Below are 19,185 nucleotides of genomic sequence, written 5' to 3' on the forward strand. Positions count from 1 at the left end.
GTGGCGCCCGATCCGCGAGGGCCGCTATTCCGGCGAGCGCCTCGGCCTCGCGCAAAAGAGCGCGTGAGCCTGATGGATATCCTGATCCTCGGCGGCGCCGGGCAGGTCGGCACGGAGCTTCAGGCCTTCCCCTGGCCCGAAGGCGTGCGGGTGCACGCGCCCGACCGCCAGAGCCTCGACATCACCGACGAGGCGGCCGTCGCCGCCGCACTTGACGCCCGTCGCTACGCGGCGGTGATCAACTCGGCCGCCTACACTGCGGTGGACCGGGCCGAGAGTGAGGTCGCGGCGGCGTGGCGGCTCAACGCGCTGGCCCCGGCGATCCTCGCCGCCGAGACGCGCAAGCGGACCATCCCCCTCGTCCACGTCTCGACCGACTACGTGTTCGACGGCTCGGGCGAGTGCTTCTACGCCCCCGATGCGCCGGTGAACCCGCAAAGCGTCTACGGCGCCAGCAAGGCGGCGGGCGAGATGGCGGTGCGCAGCGCCAACCCGCGCCACGTCATCGTCCGCACCGCCTGGGTGGTGAGCCCGCACCGGGGCAATTTCGTCAAGACGATGCTGCGGTTGGCAAACGAGCGGGAGCGGCTCACCGTGGTGGACGACCAGCACGGCTGCCCGACCTCGGCCGCCGACCTCGCGGGCGCGCTTGCCGCCATCGCCCTGCGGATGGCGGGTGACGAGGCGGCGCCGACCGGCACCGTCCACTGCGTCAACGACGGCGCGACCACGTGGTGCGACTTCGCCCGCGCCATCGTCGCGGGCGCGGCCCGGCGCGGCGGGCGCAGCGTTCCGGTCGAGGGCATCCCAACGTCGGCCTACCCGACGCCGGCCCGGCGCCCGGCCAATTCCCGCCTCTCGACCCAGAGCCTGACCGACGCCTACGGCCTCGCGCCGCGCGGCTGGGAGGCGGCGCTCGACGACATCCTCGACCGGCTGGTCGGGCCGGTCCGCTCCCACTGATCAGGACGTGTTTGCCATGAAGGGCATCGTGCTCGCCGGCGGCTCCGGCACAAGGCTGCACCCGGCCACGCTCGCGATCAACAAGCAGCTGCTGCCGGTCTACGACAAGCCGATGATCTACTATCCGATCTCGGTGCTGATGCTGGCGGGCATCCGCGAGATCCTGATCATCTCGAGCCCGGAGCATCTCGGCAACTACCAGCGCCTGCTCGGCACCGGCGAGCAGTTCGGCCTGACCTTCTCCTACGCGGTGCAGCCGCGCCCCGAGGGTCTGGCCCAGGCCTTCCTCATCGGCCGCGACTTCGTCGGCGCCGACGACGTGGCGCTGGTGCTGGGCGACAACCTGTTCTTCGGCAACGGCATGAGCGAACTGCTCGCCAGGGCACGCGCCCGCACGAGCGGGGCGACGGTGTTCGCCTACCACGTCGATCATCCCGAGGCCTACGGCGTCGTCACCCTCGACGAGGCCGGCCGCCCGCTGCGGCTGGTGGAGAAGCCGAAGACGCCGGAGAGCCCCTGGGCGGTGACGGGGCTGTACTTCTACGACAATCAGGTGCTCGACATCGCCGCCGCCGTGACGCCCTCCGACCGGGGCGAACTCGAGATCACGAGCGTCAACCAAGCCTATCTCGAGCGCGGCGAGCTTCATGTCGAGCGGATGAGCCGCGGCTACGCGTGGCTCGATACCGGCACGCATGACAGCCTCTTGGAAGCCGCCGAGTTCGTGCGGGTGCTGCAGCACCGGCAGGGGCTCCAGGTCGCCTGCCTGGAGGAGATCGCCTACCTTCAGGGCTTCATCGGCCGCGCGCAGTTGCAGGCGCGCGGCGAGCTATTCGCCAAGACCCATTACGGCCAGAACCTGCTGCGGCTCGCCCGCGAAGGCCGCCGGCCCGATCAGGACTTCTAACGGACGAACCCTGGCCCGCGCCGGTCAGCGCTCGCCCTGAAGCAGGACGGCGCCGGTATAGGTCTCGGCGACCTCGCAGAACGGCACGCCGCCGGCTGTGAGCACCGCCTCGACCGAGAACAGCGGCTCGGCCGGTCCCGGCATTCCGGCCCGCTCGGGCCGCCACAGCATCGTCAGCGACCGGTTGCGCCGGCTCGGATCGAGCGGGCGCACGACACGGCCGAAGGGCGCCTGCGTGCCGTCGAGCGCCGCGTTCATCGCGGGCGTCAGGCGGCTCGGGACGTACCAGTTGTCGGCTTCCGACAGGACGTGGGTGCCGCAGGTCAGCCGCACCCGGCGATATCGCACGGGCTCGTCCGGCCCCACGGCCAGCCGCTCGCGCCGCGCCGCGCCGGGGGGCTTGTCCGGGCCGGGGACGCGCACGGCGACGATCCGCGGATCGGGGCTGAGCCCGCGTTCGGCGCACCACGCTTCGAGGACGGCGGTGGCGCTCGGCGCGGCCAGCAGCCGGGCGCTCAGCGTTTCGATCAAGGCGCGCGCCTCGGACCCATCCTGCGCCTCCCGGCTCGTATCGGCGGCCGCATCAGCGGCTTGCGCCCGCGCGGTGCCGGAATCGGCCGGCGGCACCGCCGCGCCGAGCGCCGCGAGCCCCATCGTCAGCATCCGTGTGGCTGTCGGCTCCATCGTGCAGCGCAATACGTCGCCGGCCCGGAAAGGTCCATCGCGGACCGGGAATGGTCCCCTACTTGGCGTCGGGCGGCACGGCGGTCGCGAGCGGGCCGGCGGGGGCAAGCGGGAAGGCGACCTTGCAGCGCTGCCCGCCCGGCAGCTTGAAATCCGGGTTCGGCAATTCGAGGCGCACGCCGAAGGTGCCGCTCGCCGCGTCGAACACCTGATCGACCACGCTGACCTTCGCCGCGTAGGCGCCGCCGATCGGCTGGTCGAGTTCGACGGTCGCGGTCATGCCGAGCGCGATTTCCTTCCAGCGCGCGACCGGCAGATAGGCCTCGACGTAGAGCGGATCGAGCTGAACCAGGGTGAAGATCGCGCTGTCCTGGCGCACGAACTCGCCCGCCGACATCAACCGCTCGGTGACGATGCCGCGGATCGGGCTGCGGATCATCCGCAGTTCGAGCTGCGCCTCAGCGCGCTGAAGCTCGATGCCGTTGAGCTTGTGCTTCAGGATCTCGGTCTGGAGGTCGCGCCGGCCGATCTCGTAATCGGCCTCGACCTGATCGAGCTTCTCCTGGGTGACGATGCCCTTCGAGAGCTGGTTCTGGCGGTCGAGGCGCCGCTTGTAGAGTTCGACGCGGGTCTGCTGCGCCTCGATGCCGGCCCGCGATTCCGACTGCGCCCGCGACAGGGCGACGTTGGCCTCCTCCACGCTCGAATCGAGCCGGGCGATGATGTCGCCGGCATTCACCGTGGCGCCGCGATTGACCGGAACGCTCTTGAGGATGCCGAGGGTGGCGGAGCCGATCTTCAGCTTCTGCGCCGGCTCGACGACGCAATCGACGCGGGCCTCGAGGCGGGCCTCCTGGGCCTGCGCCGCGGTGGCGGTGAGGCAGAGGGCCGCAAGGGCCGCACGGATCCCGGCTCGTCGCGTTCCGGCCTGAAGCGTCATTGCGAACAATCCTTACTCAGCGTGGCCGGCAAAAGCCAAAATGCGGTCCTGCATCTGGTCGGAATGCAGGAGGTCGGCGCGCATGCGCCCGTGCAGGTGTTCGGTGCGCCGTTGCGCGTGGCGCAGCAGGCGGCGGCCGAAGGCTTGGCCGTGCTTCGGGCCGAGCAGCACCATGATGCGCCGGGCGAGCCCGCGGCCGATGAGCCCGCTCTCCATCAGCGGATCATCGAGGGAGAGGATCGCCTGGAAGCAGCCCGGCTCACCCTGGCGGCCGCTGCGGCCGGCGAGCTGGTCGTCGATGCGCCGCGCATCCTGCCGCTCGACCATGATGACGTGCAGGCCGCCGCGTTCGGCAATGCCGGGGCCGAGCTTGATGTCGGTGCCGCGCCCGGCCATGTTCGTCGCCACCGTGATGCGGCCGTGCTGCCCGGCTTGCCCGACGATGGCGGCCTCCTGGCCGTCCTGGGCCGCGCTCAGCACCGTGTGCGGCAGGCCGGCTTCGGTGAGATAGGCGCTCGCCCGCGCGGAGGCGCCGACCGATCGGGTGCCGACGAGGACGGGGCAGCCGCGCGCGTGCAGTTCGGCGATGCGCGCCGTCACCCGCCGCCACTTCGCCGCCTCGTCCGGCAGCACCTCGTCGGGGAGGTGGCGCCGCTGCACCGGCCGATGCGTCGGGATGCGCACAACCGGCAGGCGGTAGACGGTCCAGAACTCGGCGGCGACGCCGCGAGTCGTGCCGGTCATGCCCGAGAGCCGGGGATAGCGGCGGAAGAAGCGCTGATAGGTCATCCGCGCCAGCGTCGAGCGGGCGCCCGACAGGTCGCAGCCCTCCTTGTGCTCGACCATCTGGTGCAGGCCGTCGCTCCAGCTCCGGTCCGGCATCACCCGGCCCGTATTGGCATCGACGATCACCACCTTGCCGTCGCGCAGGATGTAGTGCTCGTCGCGGTGGAACAGGTGCAGCGCCGAGAGCGCCTGACGCACCAGTCCCTCGCGGGTGACGCGCCCGCGCCAGGCGGAATCCTGGCCGGGGGCCTCGCTCTCGGCCAAGTCGGCGATCCGCTCGCGGCCGGGATCGGTGAGGACGATCCGGTGCTCGGCCGCCTCGATCCGATAGTCTTCGGGGCTCGACAGCGCGCCTGCGATCTCCATGGCGCGGGCGAGCACCTCGGTGCCGAATTGCGAGCCGGCCGGGGCCGAGATGATGAGCGGCGTGCGCGCCTCGTCGATCAGCACGCTGTCGGCCTCGTCGACGATGGCGAAGTGCAGGCCGCGCAGGCGGAGCTGCGCGAGGCGGCTCGCGCGCGCGTGCATGTTCTCGAGCTTCAGCCGCACGTCGCTGGCGCGCTGGCCCAGAGCGATGCGGTCGCGCAGATAGTCGAAGGCGAGATCCTTGTTGGTGCAGTAGGTGATGTGGCAGGCATAGGCCTGCGCCCGCTCCGGCTGCTCCTGCTTCTCCTTGATCACGCCGACGGTGAGCCCGAGGGCGGCGTAGAGGGGGCGCATCTCCTCGGCGTCGCGCTCGGCGAGGTAGTCGTTGACGGTGACGACGTGAACGGACAGGCCGGCCAGAGCCGCCGCGCCCGCGGCCAGCGTCGCCGTCAGCGTCTTACCCTCGCCTGTGGCCATCTGGGCGATGCGGCCGTCGAGGAGGGCGGCGGCGCCCATCATCTGCACGCCGTAATGGCGCTGGCCCTTCACCCGGCCCGACATCTCGCGGATCAGGGCGAAGGCCTCGGCGATGTCGGCATCGCGAAAGGTTTTTCGCGCCCGCAGGGCCGCGGTGATCGCCTGGATGCGGAGATGCAGCGCCGCCTCGGAGAGTGCCGCGATCTCCTCGGACCGTGCCAGGGCGTTGCGGGCGATCCGCGCGTAGCGGCGCGCGGCCCAGCCGGCGAGTCCGACCCGGACGCGGCCGACGACCTTCGCTGCGGCCTGATCGAGGCGGCTCGCCTTGAGCGGCTTGCGCTCGGAATAGGCGCGGACCGGCGGCAGGCGGAAGGCGGCCCCGGTGGGGGCGAGATCCCCTGCGGGTGCCAGACCGGAGGCAAGGGCGAGGGGATCAGACACGGAACTGACTCAGGAACACTTGGCGCAGGCTGCGCAGCGCCCGCCACGCGATCGGCTCCGCCCCGTGATCGAACCGGACATAGACCCGCTCGCCGAGCACGTTGAAGGGCAGGCCGCCGGCAAGCTGCACGTCGAAGACGAAGATGCTCTGGAGCGCCACCGGCTTCTGCGGGTTGCTGGCATCGACCGCGATGGTGCCGCCGCCCTGCGTCGCGAGGGCGAGGCTCGGGATCTCCTGCTGCGCGCCCGGCACTTCCCGCAGGATCGATCCGGCGCGCACCGCCTCGGGCCGCTCGGCGAGCCGCGCGGCGACGCCCTGCGTGCGGCTGCGGATCAGGTCCACATCGGTCTGCGGCACCACCACCCGCACCACGGGATCGTCGGCGGTGAGCACGTAGCCGATGCGCTCGCCCCGGCGCAGGTAGCGCCCCGGCAGATCGACGGCGCCCGGCACGATCAGCCGGCCGCCTTGCGCCGCCCGCACGGTGAGGGCCGCCTGCCGCTCGCGGTAGACCCGCAGGATCTCCTGCGTGCTGCCGATCTGCTCCTGGAGGATCTGCGCCTGAACCCGGTCGCCGAGACGGGCGGCGTCGTAGCGCAGGCGCAGTTCGACGAGCTGCGCCTCCAGCACGGCGACGCGACTGTCGAGGCTCGGATCCTCCAGCTTCGCAAGCGCCTCGCCGGCCTGCGCGTCGCGGCCGGGCTCCACCAGCAGCGTGGTGAGAATGCCGTCGGTGCCGGTGCGGATCTGCGTGTCGTCGGGAGCCCAGACGACGCCCTGCGCCATGGTCGTGTAGGGCAGGGGGACCACGAACAGCAGCGCGAAGGCCGCCCCCGCCGCCGCGCTCGTGAGCAGGACCGCCCGGCCGCGGCGCCGGTGCAGCTTCGGATCGGTCAGGATGAACTTGAGGCCCTTCACCAGCGGCGAGACCACGGTGCCGAACAGCGCGAGGAGAGCCAGCAGCACGCCGAAGACGAAGTACTGCGTGGCGATGAAGCTCGCGATCGCGATCGAGACCGTGGTGCGGTAGACGAAGGCGGCCACCGCGTAGACGAACAGCCAGGGCCGCTCGCCGGCCGCCGTGACCGGACTCGTGGCGCCCTCGATTGTCAGCACATAGCGCTCGATCAGGTAGAAGACGTAGCGGTTGGCGCGCGAGCCGAGATTGGGGATCTCGATCAGGTCGGCGAAGATGTAGTAGCCGTCGAAGCGCAGGAGCGGATTGCCGTTGAACAGCAGCGTGGAGACGCTGCCGATCACCATCACGTTGAAGGCCGCCGCCCGCACGAGACCGGGCTCGGCCGTGGCCCAGACGATGGCGGCCAAGCCCGCCAGGAACAGCTCGACGAAGATGCCGGCCGCCGCCACCATCATCCGCTGCCACTTGCTGGGGAAGGCGGCCGAGGTCGAGGCGTCGACGTAGGGGGCGGGGAACAGCACGAGCAGCATGACGCCGACCTCGTGCACCTCGCCGCCCCAGGCCTTGGCGGCGCAGGCGTGCCCCGCCTCGTGCAGGGCCTTGATGACGGGGTAGAGGGCCATCATCAGCGCGACGTTCTGCGCCGAGAGCATCTGGCCGGCGACGTCGCCGGTCAGCTCGCCCGCATGCAGGGCGGCCACGACGAGGCCGGTGACCACGACGGCGAGCCAGACCGCGAAGCCCCAGATCGAGAAGAGCGGCCGGAAGAGCGGTGCGAGCCGGTCGAGGACCGGATCGGGATCGAACAGCGGGAAGCGCAGGGCCAGCGGGTTCTTGACCCGGGCGATCAGGGTGCGGCGCGCGGTGGATTCCGAGCGCTCGGCGAGTTCGGCGAGATCCGGCGGCAGGTCGCCCTGGAGCAGGTCCGAGCCGTGGAGCTGCGAAATCAGGCGGATCGTGTCGTCCTGGGTCGGCGGGTCGTCCTCGTTGCGCCGGGCGGCGGCCTCCCACACCTCCTGCAGGGTGCGGCGCCCGTCCATCAGGCAGAGGATCAAATTGGCGGCGGGCGAGAGGCGGTGGAAACGCCCGGTCTGGTGATCCTGCAGGACGTACCAGACCTCACCGCGAAAACTCTGCCGGTGGATCTCGGCGTGGCGGCGCAGCCGCGGGCGCAGGGGCGCGACGCGGTACCACGATTGGCTGAACAGGGACTGGGACATGCCTCAATCCCTCACGGCCACCAGTGCCAGAGGGCGAGGCGCGCCCAGTCGACGATGGGGCGTGCCCAGATCCAGGCGAGCAGGCGCCGGTCGACATCAACCTTGGCGATGCCCTCCATGCCCGGCCGAAGCCGCGTGGCGCCGTCGGCGATCCGGCCCTCGACGCGGAACAGGTTGCGGCCGTTCTTGGCCTCGGCCACGGGGGTGATGGTCTGGATCATCAGCGCCTGGGGCTGGTCGGGCAGGGAGGTCGCGAGCATGTGCCCGGTCTGGCCCTCGTGCAGGTCGGCGATGACGCGCTCGTCGACGCTCAGGACGACGCGATAGCTGTCCAGCGGCGCGATCTCGAACAGCACCTGACCGCGGCTGACGGCGCCGCCGATGGATTGCGAGAGGTCGCCGGAGACGATCAGACCGTCGAAGGGGGCGGTGAACTTCGAGCGCGCGATCTGCTCGTCGAGGAGGCGGATCTGCGCCTCGGCCTGATCGATCTGGCTCTTCACCACGTTGATCGTGGCGGGTTGGCGCGTGGCGAGGGCCTTGTCGTACTCGTAGGTGCGCTGCTGGCGTTCCGTGACCCAGCGCAGGCGTTCCAGGGCGAGATCCCGGTCCTCCAGGGCGGCGAGGAGGTCGCCCTTGCGCACCGTGTCGCCGGCCCGGTGCCCGGCGGTCTTCAGGTAGCCGTCGTAGGAGGCGACGACGGAGCGGCGCACGAGCCCCTCGACGCGGGCGTCGGCGGTGACGCGGTAATCGGTCTGGATCACCGAGAGCGCCAGGACGAGGGCGAGCGCGGCGGCCAGCCCGAGCTTGAGCCCGGTGCGGTTCGGGCCGAACACCAGCCGCGCGCCGTTCATCACCGCGTCGGCGGCCTTGAGGACGAGCCAGCGGTCGTTCTGCCGCTTGTCCTCCAGCACCGGGCCGATGGCGGCGGCGCAGGCGCTCACCTGCTCGACCGTCTCCAGGCTGAACGGCTGGTCGGCGGGCCGCTCCAGGGTGATCGCGCCGACGAAGCGGTCATCGACCAGCATCGGCACGGTCAGCACCCGGCCGCCATATTGCAGGCGCGCGAGATCGGCATGCGCCGTCGTGACGGTGGCCTCGGTCTCGGGCGCCGGGAACAGGATCAGGCTGCGCTGGTCGATCGCCTCGTTCATGCAGGCGCCGAGCCGGCGCACGAGGTTCATCTCGCGGCCGAACTGGGCCGAATGCGAGATCGCCGTGATCCGCGCGCTGCCACGCCGCACGAAGCCGATCGCCGCCCGCTGGCAGGAGAAGGCGATGGCGAGGTCCGTCACCGCGGCGGTGCAGGCGGCGGAGAAGCGCGACTGCTCCAAGACCCCCGCGAGCAGGTCGAGGACGGAGCGCGAGCGCGACAGCGTCCGGCGCTCGTCCCGCCCGATCAGCTCGGCCTGTTTGGCGACGAGCCAGGCGCTGCCCCACTGCACCTGACGGATCGCACCGCGCAGCTCGTCCTTGTCGAGGCTGTCGAGGGCGAAGGCGGTGACGGCAAAGCAGGCGTCGTCGAGCGCCAGCGGCAGCGCGATCCAGGCGCCGGAGCCCTGCGGCGTGCCCGGAAGCGGCCCGTTCTCCGCCATCGCCTGCACGACCGGCCGGTTCTCCCGCAGGGCGGCTTCCGCCGTCTCGCGCAGGCCGCCCTCGCACTCGGTCTGGGCCGGAAACACCGCGAGCGGTGCGAGGCCCACCGAGGTGCCCGGCAGCAGGACGCAGGCCCGCTTCGCACCGAGCATCGGCGCCTGGAGCGTGAGCCACGCCTCCGCCGCCGCCTGGAGTGTCGGTGAGGTCCGGAGAACCTGCCATAGGGCCGGCTCCAGCAGGGACAGGCGTGCGGCCGGGCCCGGTGCGGACGCGCCCTCCACCGCCAAACGCTCGCTCATGGCCCCCGGATTCCTTGACTGACCCTGCTCGGGGTCTTGCTGCGGTAAGGGCCCGGCCGCCGTGCCGTGACGCGTCGGCGGCGGGGCATCGCGGGTCAGGCGTCGAGGTCGAGCCGCCCGTGCCGGTTCTCGTACTCGGTCAGCACGCCGCCGAGGACCGAGTGGAGGCGCTTGGCCGCGAGCGGGGTGAGGATGACGCGGTTGGAGAGATCCACCACCACGCTCTCGGTCTCGGCGAGGTTCCAGGTCCGGTTGGTGCCGAAGAACAGATCGACCTGCTCGCGGGTGCCCTGCACGTTCACCACGTTGGCGAACTGCGTCGACATGCTGTCCTCGCGCCACTCGATCGCGCGCACCTGATCGGCGCCACCGGCCTTGCTGCTCTCGCTCACGACTGCTCCCCCATCTGCGCGCTGTCTCGCGCGGCGTTGGCCTGATCCTCTCGCGATCACCCCGTGGCCGAAGCCGGAGCGGAGCGCGGAGCCCAAGTCCTCATCAAGACATGACACGAATAAAGCCGCCTTTGAACGACGGCTTGCCTTGCGATCTCAGCGAAACCAAGTCGCCTTGCATTTATGGCACACAGGGCGATAGGAGCTATTGCACGGTTTGTGCGATTCGATCACGAATGGAATGTGGCGGCGACAATGGCCACGAAGAAAATTGCGTTGACCCAGCGTCTCAATTCAAAGCTTCCTTCCCGTTTCAGGTTTCATCGGGCGTTCGTCCGTCGCGTCTGCCCGGCCTTGCGCTGATGTCGGACGAGGCGCGGTCCGAACGACCCGGATCGGATTTCCCGAGGGTGGACCGCTTCCTCGAGAGCGAAGCCGCCGCCCATGCCCTGACCTTCGCCCTCGCCTCGGGATTGATCGACCGGCTCGCGCGCCGCGCGGAGATCGAGGCGGCGGAGCTCGCCGCCGCGCTTCGCCTCGACCCGCCGCAAGCCGCCTGCCTGACCGGCCTCCTCATCGGAGCCGGCATTGCATCCGAGCCCGCGCCCGGCCGGATCGGGCTGAGCCCGGCGTTCCGCGCCGTGCTGCCCTGCCGCGACCTGATCGAGGCGAAGCTCGCCTTCGCCGCCGCCGCCGCGGAGGATCTGCGCCGGCATTTTCCCGCCTTCGTCGCGGACCTGCCGGCCTTCATGGCGGCCTCGCGTACCTTCGAGCTGTTCCGCTACGACCGCTGCTTCGCGGTCACCCCCGAGAACCTCGCCGCGACCCGGCGCTGGGTCGCCTACACCACCTGCCTCACCCGCTACGAGGCCGGGCCCTGCCTCGACCGGATCGAACTGGGGGGCCATCGGCGCCTGCTCGATCTCGGCGGCAACAGCGGCGAGTTCGCTGCCCAGGCCTGTCGACGCGCCCCGGCCCTGACCGCGACGGTGATCGACCTGCCCGTCGTCTGCGCGCTGGGTGCGGAAAACCTCGCCGGCCGGCCGGAAGGCGCGCGCGTCGCGTTCCGGCCCTGCGACATGCGGCGCGATCCCCTGCCCGAGGGACACGACCTCGTGACCTTCAAGTCGGTCCTGCACGACTGGCCGGAGGACGAGGCCCGCGCCCTGATCGCCCGCGCGGCGCAGGTCCTGGCGCCGGGCGGCCGCCTCGTGATCTACGAGCGGGCGCCGATGCGCCTGCACGAGCGCGCGCCCGGCTATATCCAGTCCGCCGACCTCGTGTTCCAGCCCTTCTTCCGCGATGCCGACCTCTATACCGAGACGCTGGCCGCCGCCGGCCTCGTCGAGAGCAGCGTGCGGAGCCTCGATCTCGAGACGCCGTTTCACCTGATCGAGGCGCACAAACCCGGCGGTGCCCCGTGAGCGGGCCCTTCGTCCTCGCCGTGGCCGGGCCGCCGGGCAGCGGGAAATCGACCCTGTCGTACGCCCTGTCGGAGACCTTCGGCGGCGCGCCCGTCCTCGCCTACGACGCCTACGAGGCGGTCACCACCTGGCCGCCGGAACAGGTGGCGGCGTGGCTGGCCCGCGGCGCGCCCTTCGACGCGCTGCCCGTGCCGGGGCTCGCCGAGGATCTCGCGCGGCTGCGTCGCGGCGAGCCGGTGCCGGATCGCGAGCGCGGCGGTACCCTGCGCCCGGCGCGGCGCGGCGCCGGGCGGCCCGTGATTGTCCTCGACACCCTGCTCGGCCGGGCCCATCCCGGCACCGGGAGGCAGATCGACCATCTCGTCTGGCTCGACCTGCCGCTCGACATCGCGCTGGCGCGCAAGCTGCGCAGCTTCACCGAGGGGGCGCGGCGCGAGCCCTCCGCCGCCTCGCGGCTGCTCGGCGCGCTCGACGCCTATCTCGGCCGCTACGACACGCTGCTGCATCCGACCTACGCACTCCAGCGCGACCGGATCCGGCCGGCGGCCGACCAGGTCCTCGGCGCCGGCACGCCCGCCGAGCACGTCGCCGCCATCCGGTCCGCAATCCAACCCATCCTCATGGCCGCCCCGACGCCGACGGCGTATGGGGGCGCGGAGCCCTAGTCCGATGCTCAGGTCCGAACGCTCCGTGCCGCCGCGCCTCGTCATCGCCGGCGGCGGACCCGCCGGCTCGATCGCCGCCGCCTATCTGCGCCGGATCCTGCGCCGGGCGGGCTGGAGCGTGACGCTGGTCGCCCCCGAACCGGCGGCGGGCCCGTCCGTGGCGCTGGCGACCCGCCCGGCCTTCACCCGCTTCCGGCAGGGCTTCGACATCGACGAGGCGATCTTCCTGCGCCGCTGCGCCGGCACCTACCGGCTCGCCAGCCGCTTCGAGGATTGGTTCGCGGGGGGGCGGGGGCATTGGCACCCGTTCGGGGCCTGCGGGCCGCGGATCGCCGGACGCGACCTGTTCCATTACTGGCTGAAGCTGCGCGAGAGCGGCGCCCGCCGGGAGGCGGGCGACTACGCCGACTACGCACCCCAGACCCTGATGGCGGCGGAGGGGCGCGGACCCCGCCCGCAGGCGGGCACCTCCTCGCTGGTCCAGTCGGGCGATTACGGCTACCACCTCGACCGCGCCGGGCTCGTCCGCGTCTTCCGCGAGATCGCGCTGTCCGAGGGCATCCGCGCCGTCCCGGGCCGCGTCCGGGGGATCGAGCGCGACCCCTACGGCGACGTCGCCGCCCTCCTCCTCGACGGGGGGGAGCGGATCGAGGGCGACGTCTTCCTCGACTGCACCGGGGCGGCGGCGCAACTCGTCGGCACGGCCCTGGGTGAACCGTGGATCGCCGAGGGCGGCGCCGGGGACCGCATCGCCTATCTGTCGACGGCGCGCGAACCGGAGCCCGCCCCCTTCACCCTCTATCGCGGCCGTCCGGAGGGCTGGGTCGCCGCGCTGCCGCTCGCCGGACGCTCCGACCACGCCCTCGTCTACGACGGCCGCACCACGCCGCCGGAGACGGCGCAGGCCCTCTTGCGGGCCGCCTCCGGCTGCGAGGACGGCGGCGTCTGCGATGCGGAGCTCCGCCGCGGCCGGCGCCGCGCCCCGTGGCAGCGCAACGTCGTCGCCGTGGGCGCCGCGGCCGGTGCGGTCGAGCCGCTGATGGGCTTCGGCCTCGACCTCGTCCTCGCCGCTCTCGAAGCGTTCGTCGCCTACCTGCCGCGGGGAGGGCGGGCGGCCGAGGTTCTGCGCCGCGCCTACGCCGCGCGGATGAACCGTCTCCACGACGACGCCGAGCAGGCGGTCGCCGCGCATTACGTCCTCGGCCGCCGTCCCGAGCCGTTCTGGGCCGCCGCCCGCGCCGCCGCCGTTCCCGAGCGCCTCGCCGATCGCCTCGACCTCTACGAACTGGCCGGCCATGTCGAGCCGGAGGCCGACGCCGTCTTCGGCGAGGGCGACCACTACCTCCTGTTCGCGGGCGCCGACTTCCTGCCGCGCCGGCCCTTCGCTCCGGTCGATGTCGGCGACGGACGCGAGATCGAGCGGCTTCTCGCGGGGGTCAGGGCCCGCTCGGCCCAGGTCGCGCAGACCATGGCGCCCCATGCCGACCTTCTCGAAGGGCTGCACGGCCGGGCCCCCGCCGGCCCCACGGTTCAGGTGGCGGCGGCGGCTGCCAAGGACAGCGCCGCCCGGCACGGCCCGCAGAGCCTGCGGCGGAGCCCGGAGGGGGCCCGCCTCGCCGACCTCGTCGCCGGCCTCGGCCAGCCTTTCGGCTACGAGCGCTCGGTGAAGGCCACGCCGGCCGGGCTGCAGACCGAACGCTTCCTCGTCAGCCTCCACCGCACCAGTCTCGGCCTCGACCCCGCCAAGACCCTCGATGCCCTGGCCGAAGCGCTCGGGCTGCCCGCACCGGAGCGGGCGGAGGCCGCCGGCCTGATCGTGGGCGCCGACCTGCTCCATCTCGGCTACGAGGCGGGGCCCTCGAGCGCGCTCTACAAGCTCTACGTCGAATGGTCGGCGCGGGCCGACGCGGCGTGGCACGAAACCGACGCGGCAGGCGCCGCGGGCGCGGAGCCAATCCTCGTTCATCGCGCCTACAAGTGGCGGGTGGAGGGATCGGCGCCGCCGGTGGTGACGCTCTACCACTGGCCGCGGGTGCGCACGCCCGGCGAGATCGAGGCGCGGCTCGCACGCCTCGGCGAATCCTGGGACGGCGCGGGCGCATCCCTGCTCGGTACGGCCCGGGACATCCTCCGGCTGGCGCGGGAGCACGGGCACGGCGCGGTCCACTATCTCGAAGCCCGGGAGGAACCGGGGCCGCGCCTCTCCTACGACCTCAACCTCTACGCCTGCGGTCTGACGATGGGCGAGGCGGAGATGGTGATCGGTCAGGCCATCGTCGATCTCGGCGTTCCGCCGCCGGACGCCGCGGCGGTGCTGGCCGAGCGGCGCGGCGAGGCCCTCGGACACGTGGCCGGCGGCGTCGGGCGCGACGGCATCCCCTTTCTCACCGTCTATTCCGGCATGGCGGAGGCATGAGCCCGCTGGATCCCGCCCGTATGGAGATGGCGGCGGTGGGCGACCGCTACGCCGATTACTGCCTGTGGGACTACGAGCCGGTCGGGCCGACGGCGGGGCGCCTGCGGCAGGTGAGCCTGCTCTGGCACTCCCTGGCCTGCGCGGGCGCCGATCCCCGGCTCTTCGCAATCTGCGACGCCCTGCGTAACGGCCTCGGGCCCGGCCGCAGCGTCTGGGGTGCCAAGCGGCGGGACGGCGTCACCACCTGGGAATTCTACTTCTACGACTATGCCCGGCTGGACCGGACCGTCTCGATCGAGCGCGTGCTGGGGATCCTGGCGCCGTTCGTTCCCTGCGGTCTGCGCTATGCGGGAGCGCGGCCGTACTTCATGTTCTCCCTCGACCTCGACGACGCGCTCGCCCGCGGGGAGCGTGGCCTGGAGCGGCTCAACATCTATGTCGGCAATCCGGGCAGCAGCGTCTCGTCGGGCTTGAGCTACGGTTTGACCCGTGACGGGCTCGTCTTCGACAACCTCTACAGTTTCTTCGACGCGGCCCGCGAGCGCGACGCGATCCGGGCCAAGACCGCCTGCTCGGCCCATCTCGACATGCCCGGCCTCGATCTCGACGCGATCCTGTGGCCCGACCTGATGACCTGCGGAGTCGTGGTCGTGGCCAACAAGCGCCTGTGCGACAGCGTCTACTTCTCGCGCATCGGCATCGACGGGTTGATCGCCTTCCTCGACCGGCTCGCCTATCCGCCCGCGATCCGCGACTTCGTGCGGAGCGAGCGGCGGCGCCTGTCGCACCTGCTGTTCGATGTCGGGATCGACTACGCCTTCGTCGACGGCCGGCTGACCGTGACGAAGAGCGCGTATTACGGTCTCCTCTGAAGGGGCGGTGCAACGACATGGGACGCTACGACCACGCGGCTTACGTCTCCCTGACGATGGAGTTCCGCTGCAACCTCAAATGCGTCCACTGCATGATCGAGGGCACGATGGATCGGCTCGCGCCGGAATCCAACGCGCATTTCGAGGAGATCCTCGCCCGCAACGCGCGCGAGCGGCGCTGGACCGGGCTGATCCTGACGGGTTCCGAGATCACCCTGCGGCGCGACCTGCCCGACCTCGCCCGGCGGGCCAGGGCGAGCGGCTTCGCGCATGTCCGCATCCAGACCCACGGCATGCATCTCGGCCAGCCGAGCTTCTGTCGCCGGCTGGTCGAGGCGGGCGTGGACGAGTTCTTCGTCTCCATCGCCGGCAGCGATGCCGCCAGCCACGATGCCCTGACCCTGGTGCCCGGCTCGTTCGACCGGGCTCTGCGCGGCCTCGAGACGCTCGATGCGATCGAGGGCGTCGAAACGCTCACCAACACCGTCGTCACCGAGCGCAGCTACCGCCTCCTGCCCGCGCTCGTCGCGCGGCTCGCCCACCTCAAGCGCCTGACCCAGATGGAGTTCTGGGTCTATTTCCCGATGTCCGAGCGCGACGAGAAGGGCCTCGTGGCGCGTCACGCCGAGGTGCTGCCCTATCTGCGCGAGGCGGTCCTGCGCGCCCGGGCGCTGGGGCGCGCCGTCGAGGTGAAGAACTTCCCGGAATGCCTGCTCGGCGAGATCGGCGACGCCCTCGTCAACGGCCAGCCGGAACTGCACATCGACCCGGATTTCTGGCGCGAATTCGAGCGCAACGGCTTCTATCAGTGCGTACACCGGGACGCGTGCGCCTCTCGCGAATGCCTCGGGCTGAACACGGCCTATATCGAGAAGTTCGGGCTCGAAGCCGAGGCGCTGCGTCCGCTGCAAAGCCCGGTGCGGCGCGCGTGGAGCCGTGCGTCCGCCTGAGTGCCGTCGGGCCCGTCAGCTGCGGGTGCCGAGCCGGGGCCACCAGTCGCGCAGAAGGTCGAGATCGCTCCGCTGGTCCTTCTGGGCCAGGGCCACCTGCTCGGCCCGGAACTCACTCGCGGTGATGCCGAATTGGGCGCGGAAGCTGCGGCTGAAATGGACCTTACCGCGGAACCCGAAATCGGCCGCGAGCCGGGAGAGGCGCCGCGTCTCCAGCGGGTCGCTGAGGGCGGCCCGGACCGCGAGCAGCCGCCGTTCCTGGACCGAGCGCATGATGCCGCCATAGGGGGCGAACATCCGGTAGAGCGTCGCCCGCGACACGCCGATCTCGTTGGCGATCATCTCCGGCGACAGGTCCGGCGAGGCGAGATGGGTGCGGATCGTCTGCTCGGCCAGCGCCAGATGGCTGGTGGCGAGCACCGGCGTCTCGACGATCGCCTCGGCGCGGGACGGGTCGAGGAGCGCACGGAGGAAGTCGAGCGTCTGCGTGACGACCTCCTCGACATCCGCCACTTCGAGGAGCGTGCTGCGCTCGCGCAGCGCGGTCAGATGCGCGGCGAGCAGACGGTTGCGGACCGGATCGAGCCGTGGCGGGAGCGGCGCGCCGGTCACCTCGGGCAGCAGTGCCCGCGGGACGATCAGCGCCACCGTATCCGAGGATGCCGCGAGCGTATCGACCTCCTGGGCAAGATCGATGATCGCGACCTGTGCGGACCAGATCGTGGTCTGATGGCCGCTGATGAGGCCGTTGAAGCCGCCGACATTGTAGAGATGGAAGAGGATATGATCCGGGGTGCGGGCGATCAGATCCCGGTCGCGGCGGTAGCTCTGCGCCCCGAAGACGACCCGTGCCACCATGATGTCGCCGATCACGGCCCCGCTTGCGGAGCCGGTCGGGCTCTGCTGGCCCGGATGGAACGCCCGCGGCTCGAACAGCGGTCCGACGACGCCTTTCCAGATCTCCGCCGCGGCCGCGTGCGGCAGGCCGGTCGTGAGATAATCAAGTCGCAGGAGGGAAGACACAGGAGGATCGATTTCCGAGGAGGTATGGTGCGACTTTTCTTGGCCTTGGAAACCATGAAGTCGGTGACGAATGACACGCAGAACGCTGCGTTGCGCAGTCGGATAACTGAATTCAGGGCGAAAAAATCAGGAGGGCGATAGCATATAACGACACCAGGGGCCGCCGAAAGAATTTCGACTCAGCGTCTCCGCTCTGTCCGTAATGATCAACACTTGTATTTCTCTTATATGGCGTGCTTCTCCGGCGAAATTAAAAACGCGGCAATATGTTTCAAGAGGGTGAGCCCTCCGTTCGGACGGCTCGAACGGCTTCGCATGATCTCCCGTGCACCGATCCTCGTCTTGCAGGAACGACCGGAAAATCCCGAGTGACTGGAATGGCTGACGGATCTGCGAAGGTTCGGGGCAGTGCTGGCCGCCGACGCGGCAGGGCGCGTGTGCAATGTCTTCGCGCGGCTCCTGTCCTGAGACGGCACGACGCGAAACCGTGATTTCATCCTGATGAGCGAATAGTGCCCCGGCTCGATCTTCGAACGGGTCGGCATTTCCGTTCACTGGGAGTGGTTCGAGGTTGCACTTGGTTATAGCGGCGCGGTTCGCCCGCGGGCTCGATGACAAAATCGCGGCCGTGATCTGTCTTTTTTTGCGACGAACTCGCCGACGAGAGTGAATGTGCTGAGCTCGACCGTGCGATCGCCGGCCTCAGAGGTCTCGATTATAATCTACGTAATCGAGCGGCGTGCGTCTGAGACGCTGGATCAATCGAAAAGCCGTGCCGCCACTCCGCAACGAACGACGCGACTGGTATGCAGCGATACGCGAAGATGCGGGAACCGCACGAGCGTCGCAATGTGGGGTCGGAATGAGTAAGCAGCTTCTCATCTATGAGCGCGCCGTGCCGGTGACCCGGCAGCGTCATGGGTCATGGTCGGTCAAGGCCGGCGCATCGTTCGATTTCGCGCGCAGCGTCAATTCGGTGCCGCTGATGGTGGCCGAATTTGCGAACTCGGCGGCGGAATACACCATCGTCTTCGGCGGCGCCGAAGACGAGATCATTCCGGTGGCTCTGCTCGGCATCCGCGACAGTGAGAACCTCTACGTCTCCGATTCCGGTGCCTGGGCCGGCAACTACGTGCCCGCCTTCCTGCGCCGCTACCCGTTCGTGTTCTCCAGCGACAACGCGAACGAAGCCGACGCCACCTTCACGCTCTGCGTCGACGAGGAGTTCTCCGGCTGCAACGACGAGGGGCGCGGCGAGCGCCTGTTCGATGCCGACGGCGAGCGCACCCAGTACCTGCAGAACGTCCTCGGCTTCCTCCAAGCCTATCAGGTGCAGTTCCAGCGCACGAAGCTGTTCGTGAAGCGCCTCCAGGAATTCGGCCTGCTCGAGCCGATGCAGGCGCAGTTCACCCTGCGCAGCGGTCAGCGCTCGACGCTGTCGGGCTTCAGCGTGGTCAACCGGGATCGCCTGAAGGCGCTGTCGCCCGAGCAGCTCTCCGAGCTGATGCAGGCGGACGAGATGGAGCTCGTCTATCTGCACCTCGCCTCCCTGCGGAACCTGACGCCAATCGCCGAGCGGATCGGCGGACCGGTCGATGCCGCACCGGCGACGGACACGGCCCCCGCCTCGCCCGCCGACTTCGAGACCTCGGGCAACGCCTGATCCGACGATCATGCCGGCCTCGAGCGGGGCCGGCATGATGCACAGGAACCGGCGCCCGTTCAGGGGCCGGCTCACCTTTCGAAGACTGATTGCGACTCTCCCGGCCACCTTCCCGTGGGTCGGGCGATGCTGTCTGCTGCGCGCCTGAAGGCGCGCGCGTCCCGTTCTGGAGTGCGCGGCA

15 protein-coding genes are annotated in these 19,185 nt (G+C 70.7%); 8 read left to right on the plus strand and 7 right to left on the minus strand.

All coding sequences use genetic code 11. The features are described 5' to 3' along the window. Positions 1 to 72 precede the first annotated feature (72 nt). On the plus strand, positions 73 to 963 hold the full coding sequence (rfbD, locus tag HNR51_RS24115) for a dTDP-4-dehydrorhamnose reductase (RefSeq protein ID WP_182556630.1): 891 nt from the start codon (positions 73 to 75) through the stop codon (positions 961 to 963). A 16-nt stretch (positions 964 to 979) separates the two neighbouring features. Continuing rightward, positions 980 to 1,870, plus strand: a complete 891-nt coding sequence (gene rfbA / locus HNR51_RS24120; RefSeq protein WP_182556631.1) for a glucose-1-phosphate thymidylyltransferase RfbA — start codon at positions 980 to 982, stop codon at positions 1,868 to 1,870. A gap of 24 nt (positions 1,871 to 1,894) precedes the next feature. Here rfbA and HNR51_RS24125 read toward each other — a convergent pair whose 3' ends face one another. The 6 genes from HNR51_RS24125 to HNR51_RS24150 form a co-directional block, all read right to left on the minus strand. Continuing rightward, positions 1,895 to 2,554 (minus strand): hypothetical protein, encoded by a 660-nt coding sequence (locus HNR51_RS24125; RefSeq protein WP_182556632.1) that lies wholly within the window; start codon positions 2,552 to 2,554, stop codon positions 1,895 to 1,897. Between the two features lie 58 nt (positions 2,555 to 2,612). After that, on the minus strand, positions 2,613 to 3,494 hold the full coding sequence (locus HNR51_RS24130) for an efflux RND transporter periplasmic adaptor subunit (RefSeq protein WP_182556633.1): 882 nt from the start codon (positions 3,492 to 3,494) through the stop codon (positions 2,613 to 2,615). A 12-nt stretch (positions 3,495 to 3,506) separates the two neighbouring features. Continuing rightward, positions 3,507 to 5,564: a preprotein translocase subunit SecA gene (locus tag HNR51_RS24135; RefSeq protein WP_182556634.1), complete on the minus strand. Its 2,058-nt coding sequence runs from the start codon at positions 5,562 to 5,564 to the stop codon at positions 3,507 to 3,509. Beyond that, on the minus strand, positions 5,557 to 7,704 hold the full coding sequence (locus tag HNR51_RS24140; RefSeq protein WP_182556635.1) for a PqqD family peptide modification chaperone: 2,148 nt from the start codon (positions 7,702 to 7,704) through the stop codon (positions 5,557 to 5,559). Before HNR51_RS24140 ends, HNR51_RS24135 begins: the two co-directional genes overlap by 8 nt. Before the next feature lie 11 nt (positions 7,705 to 7,715). Next, positions 7,716 to 9,599, minus strand: a complete 1,884-nt coding sequence (locus HNR51_RS24145; protein ID WP_182556636.1) for a GAF domain-containing protein — start codon at positions 9,597 to 9,599, stop codon at positions 7,716 to 7,718. Positions 9,600 to 9,694: 95 nt separating this feature from the next. Next, the gene (locus HNR51_RS24150) at positions 9,695 to 9,991 is read right to left on the minus strand and encodes a DUF3467 domain-containing protein (protein WP_012454254.1); all 297 of its coding nucleotides are present in this window, start codon (positions 9,989 to 9,991) and stop codon (positions 9,695 to 9,697) included. A gap of 410 nt (positions 9,992 to 10,401) precedes the next feature. Here HNR51_RS24150 and HNR51_RS24155 point away from each other — a divergent pair, with 410 nt between their 5' ends. The 5 genes from HNR51_RS24155 to HNR51_RS24175 are packed head-to-tail and all read left to right on the plus strand — an operon-like array spanning position 10,402 to position 16,318. Beyond that, entirely contained in the window at positions 10,402 to 11,415 is a 1,014-nt protein-coding gene (locus HNR51_RS24155; RefSeq protein WP_239681661.1) for a methyltransferase, read from the plus strand. Further along, positions 11,412 to 12,080 carry a nucleoside/nucleotide kinase family protein gene (locus tag HNR51_RS24160; protein ID WP_182556638.1) on the plus strand — a complete coding sequence of 223 codons (669 nt, stop codon included), beginning with the start codon at positions 11,412 to 11,414 and terminating at the stop codon, positions 12,078 to 12,080. The genes HNR51_RS24155 and HNR51_RS24160 overlap by 4 nt, the downstream gene beginning before the upstream one ends. Positions 12,081 to 12,084: 4 nt before the next feature. Continuing rightward, positions 12,085 to 14,496, plus strand: a complete 2,412-nt coding sequence (locus HNR51_RS24165; protein ID WP_182556639.1) for a tryptophan 7-halogenase — start codon at positions 12,085 to 12,087, stop codon at positions 14,494 to 14,496. Then, positions 14,493 to 15,368 carry a hypothetical protein gene (locus tag HNR51_RS24170; protein WP_012454258.1) on the plus strand — a complete coding sequence of 292 codons (876 nt, stop codon included), beginning with the start codon at positions 14,493 to 14,495 and terminating at the stop codon, positions 15,366 to 15,368. The genes HNR51_RS24165 and HNR51_RS24170 overlap by 4 nt, the downstream gene beginning before the upstream one ends. A 17-nt stretch (positions 15,369 to 15,385) precedes the next feature. Beyond that, positions 15,386 to 16,318, plus strand: coding sequence for a radical SAM protein (locus HNR51_RS24175; RefSeq protein WP_182556640.1), 933 nt, complete (start codon positions 15,386 to 15,388; stop codon positions 16,316 to 16,318). A gap of 15 nt (positions 16,319 to 16,333) precedes the next feature. Here the strand turns inward: HNR51_RS24175 and HNR51_RS24180 are convergent, their stop codons facing one another. After that, a complete protein-coding gene (locus tag HNR51_RS24180; RefSeq protein ID WP_012454260.1) occupies positions 16,334 to 17,341 on the minus strand; it encodes a helix-turn-helix domain-containing protein in 1,008 nt (335 codons plus the stop codon). 862 nt (positions 17,342 to 18,203) lie between these two features. Between HNR51_RS24180 and HNR51_RS24185 the strand changes: the two genes are divergently transcribed. Beyond that, positions 18,204 to 19,004 carry a SapC family protein gene (locus HNR51_RS24185; protein WP_182556641.1) on the plus strand — a complete coding sequence of 267 codons (801 nt, stop codon included), beginning with the start codon at positions 18,204 to 18,206 and terminating at the stop codon, positions 19,002 to 19,004. Positions 19,005 to 19,185: the final 181 nt, after the last annotated feature.

The sequence above is a fragment of the Methylorubrum thiocyanatum genome (assembly GCA_014138645.1).
In the GTDB taxonomy this organism is placed as follows: Bacteria; Pseudomonadota; Alphaproteobacteria; order Rhizobiales; family Beijerinckiaceae; genus Methylobacterium; species Methylobacterium thiocyanatum.